This is a genomic window from Sphingosinicella sp. BN140058 (genome assembly GCF_004135585.1).
GTDB lineage: Bacteria > Pseudomonadota > Alphaproteobacteria > Sphingomonadales > Sphingomonadaceae > Allosphingosinicella.
In genome coordinates this window covers 4,353,296-4,369,475 of the sequence record NZ_CP035501.1, presented here as the reverse complement: position 1 = coordinate 4,369,475, position 16,180 = coordinate 4,353,296, and the positions used below count along the sequence as shown (strand labels likewise).

At 66.6% G+C, this 16,180-nt stretch carries 13 protein-coding genes; 9 read left to right on the top strand and 4 right to left on the bottom strand.

What is annotated here, in order from left to right; translation table 11 throughout:
- Positions 1-29 precede the first annotated feature (29 nt).
- Positions 30-575, top strand: a complete 546-nt coding sequence (locus tag ETR14_RS19650) for a DUF2239 family protein (RefSeq protein WP_206185874.1) — start codon at positions 30-32, stop codon at positions 573-575.
- Here the strand turns inward: ETR14_RS19650 and ETR14_RS19645 are convergent.
- A complete protein-coding gene (locus tag ETR14_RS19645; protein WP_129387873.1) occupies positions 557-2,524 on the bottom strand; it encodes a protein-L-isoaspartate(D-aspartate) O-methyltransferase in 1,968 nt (655 codons plus the stop codon). The two genes, ETR14_RS19650 and ETR14_RS19645, sit on opposite strands and share 19 nt — an antisense overlap.
- A gap of 248 nt (positions 2,525-2,772) precedes the next feature.
- Between ETR14_RS19645 and ETR14_RS19640 the strand changes: the two genes are divergently transcribed.
- The 3 genes from ETR14_RS19640 (at position 2,773) to ETR14_RS19630 (ending at position 5,361) form a co-directional block, all read left to right on the top strand.
- Entirely contained in the window at positions 2,773-3,258 is a 486-nt protein-coding gene (locus tag ETR14_RS19640) for an outer membrane protein (protein WP_129387870.1), read from the top strand.
- Positions 3,259-3,380: 122 nt separating this feature from the next.
- A complete protein-coding gene (locus ETR14_RS19635) occupies positions 3,381-4,625 on the top strand; it encodes a putative DNA modification/repair radical SAM protein (protein WP_129387867.1) in 1,245 nt (414 codons plus the stop codon).
- Positions 4,626-4,704: 79 nt separating this feature from the next.
- Positions 4,705-5,361, top strand: a complete 657-nt coding sequence (locus ETR14_RS19630; RefSeq protein WP_129387865.1) for an OmpW family protein — start codon at positions 4,705-4,707, stop codon at positions 5,359-5,361.
- 20 nt (positions 5,362-5,381) lie between these two features.
- Here ETR14_RS19630 and ETR14_RS29680 read toward each other — a convergent pair whose 3' ends face one another.
- Positions 5,382-6,050: a Crp/Fnr family transcriptional regulator gene (locus ETR14_RS29680; RefSeq protein WP_129387862.1), complete on the bottom strand. Its 669-nt coding sequence runs from the start codon at positions 6,048-6,050 to the stop codon at positions 5,382-5,384.
- A gap of 83 nt (positions 6,051-6,133) precedes the next feature.
- Here ETR14_RS29680 and ETR14_RS19620 point away from each other — a divergent pair, with 83 nt between their 5' ends.
- A complete protein-coding gene (locus ETR14_RS19620; protein WP_129387859.1) occupies positions 6,134-7,531 on the top strand; it encodes a UdgX family uracil-DNA binding protein in 1,398 nt (465 codons plus the stop codon).
- A gap of 82 nt (positions 7,532-7,613) precedes the next feature.
- On the opposite strand, the gene ETR14_RS19615 is transcribed toward ETR14_RS19620, so the two are convergent.
- On the bottom strand, positions 7,614-8,378 hold the full coding sequence (locus ETR14_RS19615; RefSeq protein ID WP_371416703.1) for a DUF2189 domain-containing protein: 765 nt from the start codon (positions 8,376-8,378) through the stop codon (positions 7,614-7,616).
- A gap of 413 nt (positions 8,379-8,791) precedes the next feature.
- Here ETR14_RS19615 and ETR14_RS19610 point away from each other — a divergent pair, with 413 nt between their 5' ends.
- From ETR14_RS19610 to ETR14_RS19595, 4 genes are read left to right on the top strand one after another with little or no spacing between them, the layout of a single operon-like run.
- A complete protein-coding gene (locus tag ETR14_RS19610; protein WP_243455592.1) occupies positions 8,792-10,027 on the top strand; it encodes an efflux RND transporter periplasmic adaptor subunit in 1,236 nt (411 codons plus the stop codon).
- A gap of 6 nt (positions 10,028-10,033) precedes the next feature.
- A complete protein-coding gene (locus ETR14_RS19605) occupies positions 10,034-13,234 on the top strand; it encodes an efflux RND transporter permease subunit (RefSeq protein WP_129387853.1) in 3,201 nt (1,066 codons plus the stop codon).
- Entirely contained in the window at positions 13,231-14,709 is a 1,479-nt protein-coding gene (locus tag ETR14_RS19600; RefSeq protein ID WP_129387850.1) for an efflux transporter outer membrane subunit, read from the top strand. The genes ETR14_RS19605 and ETR14_RS19600 overlap by 4 nt, the downstream gene beginning before the upstream one ends.
- Positions 14,706-15,617, top strand: coding sequence for a 2-dehydropantoate 2-reductase (locus tag ETR14_RS19595; RefSeq protein ID WP_129387847.1), 912 nt, complete (start codon positions 14,706-14,708; stop codon positions 15,615-15,617). The genes ETR14_RS19600 and ETR14_RS19595 overlap by 4 nt, the downstream gene beginning before the upstream one ends.
- A gap of 101 nt (positions 15,618-15,718) precedes the next feature.
- Here the strand turns inward: ETR14_RS19595 and ETR14_RS19590 are convergent, their stop codons facing one another.
- Positions 15,719-16,138, bottom strand: coding sequence for a response regulator transcription factor (locus ETR14_RS19590; RefSeq protein WP_243455591.1), 420 nt, complete (start codon positions 16,136-16,138; stop codon positions 15,719-15,721).
- Positions 16,139-16,180: the final 42 nt, after the last annotated feature.

The following is a 16,180-nucleotide window of genomic DNA, read 5'->3' as shown; positions in this document are numbered from 1 at the left end:
GGTGTAAATCATGCGCCAAGGAGATGAAGATGACACCCGACGAGCCCTGCACGGCCTTTGCCGGTGAGCGAATTCTGGCACGCGGCAGACTCGCCGACGTTGCGCTGGCCTTGAGGACTGCGACGGATGCGTCGGTCCTCGTTTTTTCTGACGAGACCGGCAGGGTCGTCGATCTCGATCTGCGCGGCAGCGCCGAAGAGATCGTCGCCCGCCTTGCGCCGCCACGCGGACGCGGGCGGCCCAAGCTCGGCGTCGTCGCGCGCGAGATCACCCTGCTCCCCCGCCACTGGGAGTGGCTGGCGCGGCAGCGTGGCGGCGCGTCGCATGCCTTGCGCCGGCTGGTCGATGAAGCGCGCAAGGCGGACCGGGCGCAGCCGCGCCTCGAAACCGAACGCGCCTATCGAATCATGTCGGCGCTCGCCGGCGATCTGCCCGGCTTCGAAGAGGCGTCGCGTGCGCTGTTCGCCGGCGACGAAGCGACGCTGGCGGCGCGGATCGCCGGGTGGCCGCGCGACATTCGCGCCTACACGCTCGAGCTGCTTCGCCCGTCCGCGGATCAGAGTCCGAACGGATAGGTCTCGTCCTCGCCCGGCAGCTCGGCCCCGGGCAGCGGTGTCACCGCGTGAGTCTCGTCGAACCAAATCCAGGCGTCGAACTGCTTCGGCAGCACGCATTCGGAATAATGGCTCCAGCGCTCGGTCTGCGGCCGGTAGATCACGCCGATGAACCGCTCCAGCCGAGGCTCGAGCAGCGCCTCGATCAGTCCTTCGTCGGCGCCTTGCCGCAGATCGAGCAGGAAGCGGTCGACGCCGCTGTCGTGGCACAGCCGCTCGTAGCTTCCGGCGAGGGACGGCCGCACCTCCTCGATCGCCATCGGCTCGTCCCAGTCGTGCGCGGCCGCGACCGTGCCTGTATGCGTGCCGAACCCGATCAGCCGCGCCTGCTCGCCGAACTTCTCCTTCACCAACTGGCCGATGTTGAGCTCGCCGCGCTGCTGGCCCATCTCGGTGTAGGCGGCATTGCCGATGTGGCTGTTGTGCGCCCACACCACCGCCTTGGCGCCGGGGCCCTTGGCATCGAGAAGCTGGCAGAGCGTCTCGAACATGTGGGTGTCGCGCAGGTTCCAGCTCTCCGCGGCCCCCTCGTACATGACCCTGTAGTAGCGCTCGGCATTCTTGACGAGCCGGGCGTTGGCGGCGGCGTCGAGCCATTCCTCGCATTCCTCGCCCATGCAATCCATGCGACGGGCGAGGAGGTCCCTGAGCATATCGAGAACGCCGGTCTCGCACCGGGCGAAGCCTTCGCTGAGCGGGATCCGTCCGTAGATGGCGGGATCGCGGCTCCACGGCTGAAGGCAGCCGTAGCGCTCCCGCGCCAGCGCCGCCGCTTCCGGATCGGCCTCGTCGAGAAAGTCGATTACCGCCCGCATCGAGCCCGCCAGGTTGTAGAGGTCGAGTCCGTAGAAGCCGGCCTGCGCGTGCGGCGCGCATGCCCGATTATGGTCCCGCAGCCACCGCACGAACGTATCGACCTCGGTGTTGCGCCACATCCAGGTCGGGAAACGCTGAAACGCCGCCTCCTCCCCCTCGCGGTGAGGTCGATGACGCACAAAGCGATCGATGCTGGCCGCATCGGGCCAGTCGGCCTCGACGGCGACGATGTCGAAGCCATGCTCCTCGATCAGCCGGCGGGTGATCGCGGCCCGTGCCCGGTAAAACTCGCTGGTGCCGTGGCTCGCCTCGCCGAGCAGCACGACCCGTGCGTCGCCGAAACGATCGAACAGGGTACCGAAAGCCGGGTCGTCGAGGGCGGGCAGCACTTCCGCCGCGACCGCGATCCGCTCGGGAAGACTGCAAGGGTCGCCACGCTCGCCGGTCTCCGTCCAGCCATGCGCGCCGATCAGCGGCACGAAGCGGACTGCGCCGATTTCCTCCTGCTCATAGTCTTCTTGGCCGGTTCGGGTGATCTTGATCAATGTCTGGACCGCGTGCGGCTCTCCGACGGGCATCACCAGCCGGCCGCCGATTTCGAGCTGTTCGAGCAAGGGATCCGGGACATGGCTGCCTGCGGCCGAAACGATGATCGCGTCGAACGGCGCCTTTTCGGCGAAGCCCTTGCTGCCGTCGCCTTCGTAGATCGAGACGTTGTCGTATCCGAGCCGCTCGATCCGGGCGCCCGCCTCTATGGCCAAAGCATGATGCCGCTCGATCGCCACGACCTCGTCGACCAGTTGCGCGATCACCGCCGCAGCGTAGCCGGTTCCGCAGCCCACTTCGAGCACGACGTCCGCTGGCGCGAGCTCGGCGGCATCGATCATCAGCGCGACCATGTAAGGCTGCGAGATGGTCTGTTCGGCGGCGATCGGCAGCGGCTTGTCCTCATAGGCTTCGCCGCGATCGACCGCTGGAACGAACAGTTCGCGCGGCACAGCCCTGAAGGAGTCCAAGATGCGTTGATCAGTGATGCCGCGATCCACGATCTGCCGCGCGACCATCTGCTCCCGCGCTTCGGCAAAGTCGGTCATGTCCAGCTCCTTCGGGACGTCAACCGGGCCTCGCCGGGCTTGTTCCGCGGCGTCAGGCGGCCTGCCTGATGCCGCAATGTTGCCGCATTTCAACACTGTTGCATTTTTGCGACACACAGGTTCCAAACACGAACCTAGATGTCCCGCGTCGCTTGTACCCGTTCAAGAAACGACTAGATGCGCCACCAGCATCAGCCGTTCCTGTGGCTGGTCGTTCTCATTCCCAGTAGAACATACGAAGGAAAATCATGAAGAAGTTCGTTCTCGCGTCGGTTGCGGCGCTCGCTTTCGCGACGCCGTCTGTTGCCGCCGAGTTCTCCGGTCCGCGCATCGGCGCCACCGTCGGCTTTGTCGATGACGATTTCGCCGGCACCGATACATTCACTTACGGCGTCAACGCCGGCTACGATTTCGATCTTGGCAAGACTGTCGCGGGTGCGACCGTTGAATGGCAAGACAGCGACGAGGATGCGCTTTCGCGCGACCTCGCGATCACCGGCCGCCTCGGCGTCAAGGCCGGCGACAAGGCGCTCGTCTACGCGCTTGCCGGCTACACCAATCTCGGAATCGAGACCGTCGGCGACAACGTGCACCTCGATGGTGCCCGCGTCGGCGCCGGCGTCGAACTCGCCTTCACGCCGCGCTTCTACGGCCAGGTCGAGTATCGCTACTCGAACTACGAGCTCGATGTCGACGGCCATCAGATGCTGGTCGGTCTCGGCGTCCGCTTCTAAGCGTCGCTGAAAGCGGAATGTCGAAGGGCAGCCTTTCGAGGCTGCCCTTTTTTCGTGTCGGGACCGTGGCTTAGGCCTTTAGGCCAGTAGACTTCCGCACCTCCAGAACATATCTGGAACACATGTCCCGCCTCGACACTCGCGAGAAGCTCGCCATCCTCGCCGATGCGGCCAAGTACGACGCGTCCTGCGCCTCGTCCGGCACCTCGAAGCGCGACAGCCGCGACGGCAAGGGCCTCGGCTCGACCGAGGGCATGGGCATCTGCCACGCTTACGCGCCCGACGGCCGCTGCATCTCGTTGCTCAAGATCCTGCTGACCAACAGCTGCATCTTCGATTGCCATTATTGCATCAACCGCAAGAGCTCGAACGTGCGGCGCGCGCGCTTCACCGCCGAAGAGGTGGTGCAGCTCACCCTCTCCTTCTACCGCCGCAACTATATTGAAGGCCTCTTCCTCTCGTCCGGGATCATCCGCTCCTCAAACTATACGATGGAGCAGATCGTCGAGGTGGCGCGCGCCCTGCGCGAGGATCATGATTTCCGCGGCTACATCCATCTTAAGACGATCCCGGATGCCGATCCGGAGCTGGTCCGCCTCGCCGGCGTCCACGCCGATCGTGTGTCGATCAACGTCGAATTGCCGACTGCCCGCGGCCTCGAGCGGCTCGCGCCCGAAAAGGACGGTGCGCGGATCGAAGGCGCGATGAAGGACGTCAAAACCGCGATCGAGGATCGCACCGATGCCCGGAAGCGCTACAAATCGGCGCCGTCCTTCGCTCCGGCGGGGCAATCGACCCAGATGATCGTCGGCGCGGACAGCGCCAACGATCGCGACATCGTGCTGCGGGCGAGCAACCTCTACGACCGCTTCAGCCTTCGCCGGGTCTATTATTCCGCTTTCTCGCCAATTCCCGACGCGAGCGCGGTACTGCCGCTCAATCGGCCGCCGTTGATGCGCGAGCACCGCCTCTACCAGTCCGACTGGCTGATGCGCTTCTACGGCTTCACGCCCACCGACGTCGTCAACGCCGCGGACGATTCGGGCATGCTGCCGCTCGACATCGATCCGAAGCTCGCCTGGGCGCTCAAATATCGCGACAATTTCCCGATCGACATCAACCGGGCACCGCGCGAGGCGCTGCTGCGCGTGCCCGGACTGGGCGTCAAGGCAGTCAACCGCATCGTCCAGAGCCGTCGCTGGCGGCGCCTCCGCCTTGACGATGTCGGTCGCCTCAGCGTCTCTCTCGCCAAGATCCGGCCGTTCATCGTCACCGACGACTGGCGCCCCACCCTCCTCACCGATCGCGCCGATCTCAAAGCCTGGATCAAGCCCCAGGAGCAGCAGCTCGAATTGTTCGGCGCCTGATTTTGCGCAAGATCAATGAGCCGCCCGAACCCCGGGCCTAGTCACGTGCCAGCCAGACATTTGAAGGAAGGCACGGACAGTGAAGAGTGTAATCATCGGGTTCGCCGCGGCAGCGGCTTTCGCGCAGCCGGCGCAGGCCGCCGAGGCGGGGGACGTCCTCGTACGCGTGCGGGCGATCATGGTCAGTCCGACCGAGAAATCCGGCAGCATCCTGCCCGGCTTTCCGGGCGAGACCGCCAAGGTCGACGACAGCATCATGCCCGAGGTCGACGTCACCTGGATGGCGACCAGGAATGTCGGTTTCGAGCTGATCGCGGCGACGACCAAACACACGGCGTCAGGCCGCACGGGCACAACCGGGTCGATCGGCAAACTCGCCTCCACCTGGGTACTGCCGCCGACGCTCACCGCGCAATATCATTTCGGCCCCGACGCCAAAGTGCGTCCCTATGTCGGCGCCGGCCTCAACTACACCCTCTTCTACGCGGAGAATGCATCGCGCGGACTGGAGGCGGCGGTGGGCAGGACCAAGGTGCGGATGAAGGACAGTTTCGGCTGGGCGGCGCAGGCGGGTGTCGACATCGATCTCAGCGAAAGGATCTTCCTGAATCTCGACGTCAAATATATCGACATCGACACGCGGGCCCGGCTCGCGACGGCCGCCGCCGGGACCCAGCGGGTCAAGCTCAACCTCGATCCCATCGTGTTCGGAGTCGGGCTCGGCACCCGCTTCTGAGCGGACGCCGCGGCCGGAACTCAGGCGCCGGCGGCGGCCTCCAGGGCCGAGCGGGAGGTGATCGACAGGCCTCGGCGGCCCGACAGAGCGATCGTGCCGCGCGACTCGAGGCGGGTGAGCTGCCGGCTCACCGTCTCGATCGTCAGCCCGAGGATGTCGGCCATCTCCTGTCGGCTCACCGGAAGGTTGATCTCCTCATCGTCCTCTGCGGCGAGGTCGAGCAACAACGCCGCGACCCGCTCCCCGGCTGCCTTGCGCGCCAGCGACAGCATTTGGGCGCGGGCGCGATCCAGCGCCTCGAGCGTTTGCTCGAGCAGGGCATGGTCGAGCTGCGGCTGCGTTTGCGCAATCCGCGCGAAGGCATGGCGCGGGAACAGGCACAATTCGGCATTGGTGAGTGCGGTGACGGTCTGCGGCGCCCTGTCTCCATAGGGCCTTCCGGCGAGATCGCCGGGGCGGACGAGGCCGACGATTTGCGCCCGTCCGTCCGCGGTCGACAGCGAAATCTGCAGCAGTCCCGAAAGAAGATTGGCCAGTGGCGGCGCTTCGTCGTCCTGCCAGATCAAGGTCTCGCCGGCGACGAGGCGCTTGCGCTGCCCTGTCCTTCCGAGCGCCGTCAGGGCGGTCTCCGGTACCTTGCCGCAGAGACCATCCGTGCGCGCACGGCAGGCGGCGCATCTTTGCTCCATTCTCGTTCCCCGTCTTCCCGACTGGCGGCGCTAGACGGTCGCACGCCGGCGGCGAATAGGGGATGTTCCGGAAAGGACGCGACATGCAGCTGATGACGCTTGCGCAGGAGGATGATTTCGACGGCTGGCGCGATGCCGCCCGCCGCCTCGCCTTGGCGCGCGTGCCGGCGCAGGAAGTCGCGTGGCGGGTCGGCGCGGCCGCCGGCGACCTGTTCGCGTCGGCGGCTCTCGAGACCAATGCCCTACCGGCGCCGGGCGGGCCGGCTTTCTCGGTGCCCCGCGCCTTCGTGTCGCTTGCTGAGAGCGTGATCTGCCACAATGATCCCGAGCGCTTCTCCCTGCTCTACACCCTGCTGCTGCGGGTGCTCGAACAGCCGCGCAGCGTCGACGACGCGGCCGATCCTCTGGTGCGGCGGCTGGAGGTGATGGCCAAGAACGTGCGCCGCGACATTCACAAGATGCACGCCTTCGTCCGGTTCCGCGAAGTGGAAGGCGCGTACGCTCCCCGCTTCGTCGCCTGGTTCGAGCCCGAACACCATATCGTCCGTGCCGCCGCGCCTTTCTTCGCGCGGCGCTTCGCCTCGATGCACTGGTCGATCCTGACCCCCGAAGTGTCGGTGCATTGGGACGGCGAGCGTCTGACCGAAAGCCCGGGCGCGACTCGCGCCGACGCACCCGATGGCGATCCGATAGAGGAAACCTGGAAGACCTATTATGCGTCGATCTTCAACCCGGCCCGCCTGAAGGTCGGCGCGATGGTCAAGGAGATGCCGCGCAAATACTGGAGAAACATGCCGGAGACTGCGTTGGTCGGGGAATTGATCGCAGGCGCGCAGGCACGCGAGGCACAAATGGTGGATCGATCGCGGGACGAAATCGGCGGCAATGCCGACGTGGCATGGGCCGGCATCCGTGCGGAGGCGATGGGCTGCACCCGCTGCCCGCTCTACCGCGACGGCACGCAGACCGTGTTCGGCGAAGGCCCGCTCGACGCGCTTTTGATGTTCGTCGGCGAGCAGCCGGGCGATCAGGAGGACCTCGCCGGCCGCCCGTTCATAGGCCCGGCCGGGCAATTGTTCGATCGCGCGCTGGGTGACGCGGGGATCGATCGTTCGGCGGCCTACGTCACCAATGCGGTCAAGCATTTCAAGTTCGAACGCCGCGGCAAGCGCCGGATCCATTCGAAGCCGGACGGCGGCGAGATCGACGCCTGCCGCTGGTGGCTCGAACAGGAGCGCGGGCTGCTGAGGCCGCCGCTCACCGTCGCGCTCGGCGCGACCGCGGCGCGATCCTTGTTCGGCAAGGTCGTGACGATTTCCTCGATGCGCGGCCAGCCCCACCAGGCGCGGGACGGCGGGGAGACCTGGGTGACGGTCCATCCGAGCTTCCTGTTGCGCGTCCGCGACAACAAGGAAGAGGAATATGCCCGCTTCGTCGAAGATCTCGCGCGTATCGGGGAGCGCCTCAAGGAACTCGTCTGAGCGCGCAGGCTCGAACCGCTCGTCGCACCACCGGCAACGACCTTGAGCACGCACAGGCCGACTGGCGAATGAGCTTGATCGGTCAGCGCACCACGAGATGCCGATAAAGGTGCCAGGTCGCGTAACCGAGTACCGGAAGCACCACTGCCAGGCCGATGAACATCGGCAGCGAGCCGATCACGAGCAAGCTCGCAACGATCACGCCCCAGCGTATCATCATGCCCTTGTTCCGCATCACCGCCCGCACCGAGGTCTGGATCGCGGTACGGGCACTCACGTCGCGATCCACCAGCATCGGCAGCGAGACGACGCTGAGGGCGAAAACCGCCAGCGCGAAGACGAAGCCGACCAGGTTTCCGACGACGATCAGGGTCCAGCCTTCCCGCGTGGTGAAGATCTCGCGCAGGAAGTCCGATACGGTCGGCGGAACGTCGCCCATCAGGCTCGCATACAGAGCGGCGGCGGCGGCGATCCACAAGGCGAAGATCGCGATCAGCATCGTTGAAATTGCAAGGATCCGATCCCAGGCCGGCCGCTTGCGCACTTCCAGAAAGTGGGTCCACTCGCATTCGAGCCCATCCTCGCGCCGGCGCGCGAGCTCGTAAAATCCGGTCGCCGCGACCGGTCCGAGCAGGCTGATACCGGCGGCGAGCGGGAAGAACAGCGGCAGCAGCGACCCGCCGAGAGCGACCGCAGCCGTCACCACGCCAATGAGCGGATAGATGATTCCGATGAAGATCAGGTCACCACGCTTCTCGAGGAAGTCCGACCAACCTTGGGCGAGGGATTCCCGTATGTCTTTCGCGGTGATGGAGCGGACTTCGAATATTGGTTCTGAAACATCCACATATGCTGGTCGAGCAATGGCCATGGGACTGCTCCGACGAATTGTGCCGAGGGAGCATGCATAATACGCCTTCGGGGCGGTGTTAACAATCAGATCCGCTTCCCGACGGGCAACTCTTGTTGGCCGGCAGAACGCGCCAGCACCCGAACCTGCCGATCTCGCGGCCGCCCAGCGACAAACTGGCCGCACCTCCTTGCGAAGACGCGCACCCCGCATTTCGGCCAGCTGTTGCGGCACGTTTTGTGCCGGTAAACCCGATGTTCAGGAAAGCGCTGGTGAAGAGCACAGCGCCCGGCCACACCCCACCGCAACGCCAACCCACGAGAACATAACAGCGAATGCAACCTCTGTTCGGCACACGAGTTTGGAGCGCCAAGCCGGCGCACCCGCACACCGGCGCGAGCGGTGGCGTCTTGAACACGAACAATTTCCGAACCGGGCGACGCCGGGCGAGCGCCGCCGTCGCGATCGCCTTGCTGCTCGCCTCGTGCGGCGGCGGCTCCCAGACGAGCGAGAAGAAGGGTGGCCGCGGCCCAAGCGGCCCGCCGCAGGTCGGGTTCGTCGTCATTCAGCCGAGCAACGTCCCGGTCATCGCCCAATTATCCGGACGGGTCGCCGCGTCCCAATCCTCGGAAGTGCGTCCGCAGGTCGCCGGGCTGATCCGCAAGCGCCTGTTCACCGAAGGTTCGATCGTCCGGCAGGGCCAGACTCTCTACCAGATCGATCCGAGCATCTACGAAGCACAGGTGTCGGAGGCGCAGGCGAATTTGCAGAGCGCCCGCGCCAACGCGCAGGCGGCGCAGACCCGTGCCGCGCGCTATCGACCGCTCGCCCAGATGCAGGCCGTGTCCGAGCAGGAATATACCGATGCGGCAGCCCAGGCGCGGCAGGCCCAGGCGGCGATCGCGCAGAGCAACGCCCAGCTCCGCACCGCGCAGATCAATCTTCGCTTCACCCGCGTTCCGGCGCCGATCACCGGCCGTATCGGCCGCTCCTTGTTCACCGAAGGCGCGCTGGTCACCACCAACCAGGCGGAGCCGCTCGCCGTCATCCAGCGCACCGATCCGGTGTTCGTCGACATCCAGCAGTCGAGCGCCGAATTGCTCGCGCTGCGCCGCGCGCTGGCCAAGGGCGGCGCCGCACCGACCACTGCGGTCGTGCGCCTGACGCTGGAAGATGGTAGCGATTACGGCCAGACCGGCACCGTCCAGTTTGCCGAGATCACCGTCAACGAAAGCACCGGCACGGTCACCTTGCGGGCGCGTTTTCCGAACCCCGACGGCATCCTGCTGCCGGGCATGTTCGTCCGCGCCTCCTTCGCGCAGGCGATCGACACCCAGGCCTTCCTCGTCCCGCAAGCCGGCCTGTCGCGCGATCCGCGGGGCAACGCGACCGTCTACGTTGTCGGCCCCGGCAACCGGGCGATCGCGCGCACCGTCGTCGCCGAGCGGACGCAGGGCGAATTCTGGGTGGTCACCCAGGGCCTTGCGCCCGGCGACAAGGTCATCGTCCAGGGCACCGCGAATCTTCGTCCCGACATTGCGGTGCGGCCGGTGCCGGCAGCGGCGCCGCAGCGAATCGAGCCGCCCAAGAAAGGTGCAAGTCCTGGCGGCGGTGCCGGCGCCGGCGGCCAGGCGAAGGGCGGCTAGGCCGACATGTCACGCATCTTCATCGATCGCCCGATCTTCGCCTGGGTGATCTCGATCATCGTCATGCTGCTCGGGCTGGGCGCGATCTTCGCGCTGCCGATCGAGCAATATCCCGACGTCGCCCCGCCGCAGGTCAACGTCCGCGCGAGCTACCCCGGCGCGTCCGCGGAGACGGTCCAGAACAGCGTCACGCAGATCATCGAGCAGCAGCTCACCGGCATCGACGGGCTGATCTACTTCAGCTCCTCTTCGACCTCGCGCGGCTCCGTCTCCATCTCCGCGGTGTTCGAGAAAGGCACGGATCCGGATATCGCCCAGGTCCAGGTTCAGAACCAGGTCCAGCAAGCACTGTCGCGGCTGCCGCAGCAGGTCCAGCAGCAGGGTCTCAGGGTCACCAAGTCGAACCCGGACTTCCTGATGATCATCGGCGTCTACGACGCCACCGATCGGCGCACCAACCAGGACGTGTCGGACTGGATGGCGTCCAACATGCAGGATCAGATCGCCCGCATTCCGGGGGTCGGCGATACCAACGTGTTCGGCGCGCCTTATGCGATGCGGATCTGGCTCAACCCGGATCGGCTGGCGAGCTTCGCCTTGATGCCGGGCGACGTCATCGCCGCCGTCCAGGCCCAGAATACCGAGATCGCGGCGGGCGAAATCGGCGGACAGCCCCAGCCCCGCGAGCAGATGCTGAACGCGACGGTGACCGCGCAATCGCGCCTGCAGACGCCCGAGCAGTTCCGCAACATCATCCTCAAGACCGAAACCAGCGGCGCCACCGTCAAGCTCGCCGACGTCGCCCGCGTCGAGCTCGGCGCAGAGAGCTACAATGCGGTGAGCCGGGTCAACGGCCATCCCGGCGCCGGCATCGCCATCTCGCTCGCCCCCGGCGCCGACGCGCTCGAAACTGCCGACCTGGTCAAGGCCAAGGTCGCGGACATCGCCCGGGCGTTTCCGTCCGGCTTCGAATATGCGTTCGCGAACGACACCACCGCCTTCATCCGCCTGTCGATCGACGAGGTGGTGAAAACGCTGATCGAAGCGATCGTCCTGGTTGTCATCGTGATGTTCGTCTTCCTGCAGAGCTGGCGGGCGACGCTGATCCCAACCATTGCCGTTCCGGTCGTCCTGCTCGGCACCTTCGCCGTCTTCTACGCGCTCGATTTCTCGATCAACACCCTCACTCTGTTCGGGCTCGTCCTGGCCATCGGCCTGCTCGTCGACGATGCCATCGTCGTCGTCGAGAATGTCGAGCGCCTGCTCGAGGAAAATCCGGGCATGAGCCCGCGCGAGGCGACGATCCGGTCGATGGCCCAGATCCAGGTCGCGCTCGTCGCGATCGCCCTCGTGCTCTCCGCCGTGTTCCTGCCGATGGCCTTTTTCGGCGGTTCGACCGGCGTCATCTACAGGCAATTCTCGGTGACGATCGTTTCGGCGATGGTGCTGTCGGTGTTCGTCGCGCTGATCCTCAGTCCCGCGCTCACCGCGACTCTGTTGAAGCCGCGGCGCCCGCATGGCGAGGAACCGCAGGGCTGGTTCTCCCGGCACACGCCCCGCCTGGTGAACTTCGTCCATCGCAGCGGCGAGCGCTTCAACCGCGGCTTCGAGCGCATGGTCGATCGCTATGGGCGGTCGGTGACCACGGTGGTCAATCGCAAGTGGATCTTTCTCCTGATCTACGCCGGCGTCTGCGCCTTGCTGGTGCTGATGTTCTTCCGCCTGCCGACCGGCTTCCTGCCGACCGAGGACCAGGGCGCCGCATCGGTCCAGTACCGGCTGCCTGCCGGCGCGACCCAGAGCCGCACCCAGGAAGTCCAGCTTGCGGTCGAACGCTACTTCCGTGAGAAGGAGGCGAACAACGTCCGTACCCTGTTCACCGTCACCGGCGGCGGTGGCGGCGGCGGCGCCAGCGGCCAGAATACCGGCCAGGGGTTCATCAACTTCACCGACTGGTCGGAGCGCGAAGGCAAGGAGAATGGCGCAGACGCGATCATCGCCCGCGCGTCCGGCGCCTTCCGCGGCTTCCGCGACGCCCAGGTATTCGCATTGGTGCCGCCGGCGATCCGCGGCCTTGGCCAATCTTCCGGCTTCACCATGCAGCTCCAGAATGCCGGCGGGATGTCGCAGCAGGAATTCGCCGCCGCGCGCGAGAAATTGCTGCAGCTCGCCAATTCCGATCCGGCGCTGACCTCGGTCCGGCTGAGCGAGCTGCCCGATGTCGCGACTCTGAAGGTCGATCTCGATCAGGCCAAGCTGGCGACGCTCGGGCTCAACCAGAGCGACGTCAACTCCACCCTCTCCACCGCCTGGGGCGGTCGCTACGTCAACGATTTCATCGATCGCGGCCGCGTCAAGCGCGTCTACGTCCAGGGCGACGCGCCGTTTCGCGCGGCACCTGAGAACATCAACGAATGGTTTGTCCGCAGCCAGAACGGGCAGATGGCCCCTTTCTCCTCCTTTGCCCGCACCAGCTGGGCGACCGCGCCGACCACGCTCTCCCGCTTTCAGGGTATTCCGTCGTTCGAGATTCAGGGCCAGCCGGCCGAGGGCCAGAGCTCGGGTGATGCGATGCGGCGGATGGAGGAGCTCGCTGCCCAGATCCCCGGCACCAGCGTCGCCTGGTCCGGCCTCTCCTATCAGGAGCGGCTTTCCGCCGGCCAGGCGCCGTTCCTTTACGCGATCTCGCTGCTGGTCGTGTTCCTGTGCCTCGCCGCGCTCTACGAGAGCTGGTCGATCCCGGTCGCCGTCCTGCTCGTCATTCCGCTCGGCCTGGTGGGGGCTGTGTTCGCCGTGACCCTGCGGGGCCTCCAGAACGATGTCTTCCTCCAGATTGGCCTGCTCACCACGATGGGGCTTGCCGCCAAGAATGCGATCCTGATGATCGAGTTCGCCGAGCGAGCGGAGAAGGAGGGCAAGCGCGTGATCGACGCGGCGATCGAAGCGGCGCGGATCCGTCTTCGTCCCATCCTGATGACCAGCCTCGCCTTCATCTTCGGCGTGCTGCCGCTCGCCCTCTCGACCGGGGCCGGCGCCAACAGCCGCATCGCCATCGGCACCTCGGTGATCGGCGGCATGCTCACCGCCACCCTGCTCGCCATTTTCTACATTCCGCTCTTCTTCGTGCTGGTCCGGCGAACGACGCGCGACGCGTTCAAGAAGCTGCACGGCCGGCCCGCCGCGCAGCAGCCCGAGGCGCGCGCATGATGCGGGTGCCTCTCCTGCTCGTGGCGCTCCTCGCCGGCTGCTCGATGGAGCCCAAATATATCGCGCCGGCGTCGCCGGTGCCCCCGTCATGGCCGGCCGGCGACGCCTATCTCCGCGACAGCGAGGCGGCGCTGCCCGCGCTCACCTATCGCGACGTGCTGCGCGATCCGCGCCTGCAATCGCTGATCGATCAGGCGCTCGCCAACAACCGCGATTTGCGCATCGCCGCGGCGAACATCGCGGCCGCCCGCGCGCAATACCGAATCCAGCGCGCCGAGCGCTTTCCCCAGGTCGATGCCGGCGGCGGTGTCACCATTGCCGACCGCGGCAGCGGCCAGACCGGAAGCGGCCAGAGCGGAAGCGGAACAAGCGGTGGCACCAACACCAGCTTCTCCGCAGATGTCGGCGTTTCCGCGTTCGAGCTCGATCTGTTCGGGCGCGTCGCCGCGCTCACCCGCGCCGAGCAGAACCGCTATTTTGCGACCGAAGCGGCGGCCCGCGCCACCCGCCTCACCCTGGTCGGCGACATCGCCGATGCCTGGCTCAACCATGCGGCCGATGCCAGCCTGCTGCGGATCGCCGAAGATACGGTGACCAGCGCCGAAAGCAGCGTGCGCCTCACCCGCGCCCGGCTGGAAGGCGGCGTCGCCCCACGCACCGATCTGCGCCAGGCCGAACAGATTTCGGAGACCGCCCGGGCCGACGTCGCCGAGCAGCGCACCGCACTCGCGCAGGACGTCAACCTGCTTCAATTGCTCGTCGGCGCGCCGATCGATCCGGCACTGCTGCCGAAGACGATCGACGAGGCGGCCGCGGGCGTGTCGGCGATGCCGGCGGGTCTTCGCTCCGACATCCTGCTGCGCCGGCCCGACGTGGTCGAGGCGGAATTCCAGCTGCGCGCCGCCAATGCCGAGATCGGTGCCGCACGGGCCGCACTCTTCCCGCGCATCTCGCTGACCGGTCTGCTCGGCCTCGCCAGCGACGCGCTGACCGGCCTCTTCTCGGGCGGTGCGTTCAGCTGGTCGGCCGGCGCCGACATCTCCTACCCGATCTTCCGTGCCGGTGCAGGCCGGGCCGGAGTGCGCTTGAGCGAGGCGCAGCAGCAGGCGGCGCTGGCCACCTATGAGCGCGCCATCCAGATCGCCTTCCGCGAGGTGTCGGATGCGCTCGCCCGGCGCGGCACGATCGGCGAGCAGCTGCGCGCCCGCACCGCCCAGCGCGATGCCGCCGCCGACACCTACCGCCTCACCGAAGCGCGCTATCGCGGCGGCATCGATCCTTTCCTCACCAGTCTCGATGCGCAGCGCTCGCTCTACGCCGCCGATCGGACCCTGGTCGCGACCCGGCTCGTCGCCGCGAGCAACCTGGTGACCCTGTATCAGGCGCTCGGCGGTGACACCTTCCTCCAGTCCGGCCCGATTGGCGAGGTTGTTCCGGCCGCCGCTTCGGACACCCCGGAAGCGGCAAGACGATGACTCGCATCGCCGTAATCGGAGCCGGTGCGATCGGCGGCACCGTTGCGGCATGGCTTGCGCAGAACCCTGCGCACCAGGTCACGCTCTGCGTTCGAAGTGCGATCCCCTCCCTCCGCGTCGAGACGCCCGATGGGCTGCTGCAGCCGTCGCTCGCAGTCTGGAGCACCCCCGCAGAAGCGGGCGCGGTGGACTGGGTGTTGGTCGCCACCAAGGCCTATGACAGCGAGGCGGCATCCGCCTGGCTGCCGCCGCTGCTCACCCCTTCGACTCGCATCGCAATTTTACAGAACGGTGTCGAGCACCGTGCCCGCTTTCAGGGACGCGTCGACGAGAACCGGATGGTCCCGGCGATCGTCGATATCCCGGCCGAGCGGGAGGCGCCGGGCCGCATCCACCAGCGCCGCACCGGCTCGATCCTGGTTGCCGACGATGCCGCCGGCCGCGCCTTCGTGACCCTCTTCGGCGAAACGCCGATCGCGGTCGCAACGACGCCCGATTTCACGACTGCGGCGTGGCGCAAGCTTGCGATCAACTGTGCCGGCGCGGTCAACGCCCTCACCCTTCGGCCGGGCGGCATCAGCCGCGACGACGACGTCGCCGCGCTGATGCGCGGTCTGATCGGCGAGTGCATCACGGTCGGACGCGCCGAAGGCGCCGATCTGCCGGGCACGCTCGCCGAAGAGGTGGTCGCCGGCTATCGCGCCGGGCCGGCGGATTCGGTCAATTCGATGCTGGCGGACAGGCTCGCCGGCCGGCCGATGGAGATCGACGCCCGCAACGGAGTGATCGTTCGTCTGGGCGCCCGTCACCGCATCGCCACGCCGCTCAACGCAATGGCGGCGACATTGCTGAAAGCGATTTCGCCGGATGAGACGAAAGGCGCTGCACCCACTCAGCGTTCGGGCTGAGCCTGTCGAAGCCCTCCCTTTTTTCTTGGGACGGCATAGCAAGATAAAGGAAAGGCTTCGACATGCTCAGCCCGAACGGTGAGGATGGAACAGAGCCTCCGTCAGACCCGATTGGCCTCCAGCAGCACTTCGACGTGGGCGACGAGCTGGTCCGGATCGAACGGCTTGCGCAGATAATCGTCGGCACCGGCGCGCGCGGCAATCAGTTCGTCCGCTTCCCCCTGACGGCCGGTCAACATCAGCACCGGGATCGTGCAGGCGACTCGAGAGGAACGAATTTCGCGCAGCACCTCGATCCCGGATTTACCGGGCAGCACGCAGTCGAGGATGACGAGATCGGGCTGCTTGAATTCGATGATCCCGCAGGCTTTCTCGCCGGCGGGCATGCCGCCGACGATGTGCCCGCGCTTGCCGAGGCATTCGCAGACGATGTCGACGATCAGCGGATCGTCGTCGACGATGATGATCCGGCTCGGTGCCGCGGGCACCGGCGCGTGCTTGGAGGCAGAGAGGGGTCGCAATGTCGGTCTCTTTCCTGGTCTTCAGACCCATTATAGAGACTT

Excerpts from the sequence above, each read along its gene's own strand:
- ETR14_RS19640 (WP_129387870.1), top strand. The coding sequence starts at position 2,773 with ATGAAGAAGTTCGTTCTCGCGTCGGTTGCGGCGCTCGCTTTCGCGACG.
- ETR14_RS19635 (WP_129387867.1), top strand. The coding sequence starts at position 3,381 with ATGTCCCGCCTCGACACTCGCGAGAAGCTCGCCATCCTCGCCGATGCG.
- ETR14_RS19605 (WP_129387853.1), top strand. The coding sequence starts at position 10,034 with ATGTCACGCATCTTCATCGATCGCCCGATCTTCGCCTGGGTGATCTCG.
- ETR14_RS19645 (WP_129387873.1), bottom strand. The coding sequence starts at position 2,524 with ATGACCGACTTTGCCGAAGCGCGGGAGCAGATGGTCGCGCGGCAGATC.
- ETR14_RS19595 (WP_129387847.1), top strand. The coding sequence starts at position 14,706 with ATGACTCGCATCGCCGTAATCGGAGCCGGTGCGATCGGCGGCACCGTT.
- ETR14_RS29680 (WP_129387862.1), bottom strand. The coding sequence starts at position 6,050 with ATGGAGCAAAGATGCGCCGCCTGCCGTGCGCGCACGGATGGTCTCTGC.
- ETR14_RS19650 (WP_206185874.1), top strand. The coding sequence starts at position 30 with ATGACACCCGACGAGCCCTGCACGGCCTTTGCCGGTGAGCGAATTCTG.
- ETR14_RS19620 (WP_129387859.1), top strand. The coding sequence starts at position 6,134 with ATGCAGCTGATGACGCTTGCGCAGGAGGATGATTTCGACGGCTGGCGC.
- ETR14_RS19600 (WP_129387850.1), top strand. The coding sequence starts at position 13,231 with ATGATGCGGGTGCCTCTCCTGCTCGTGGCGCTCCTCGCCGGCTGCTCG.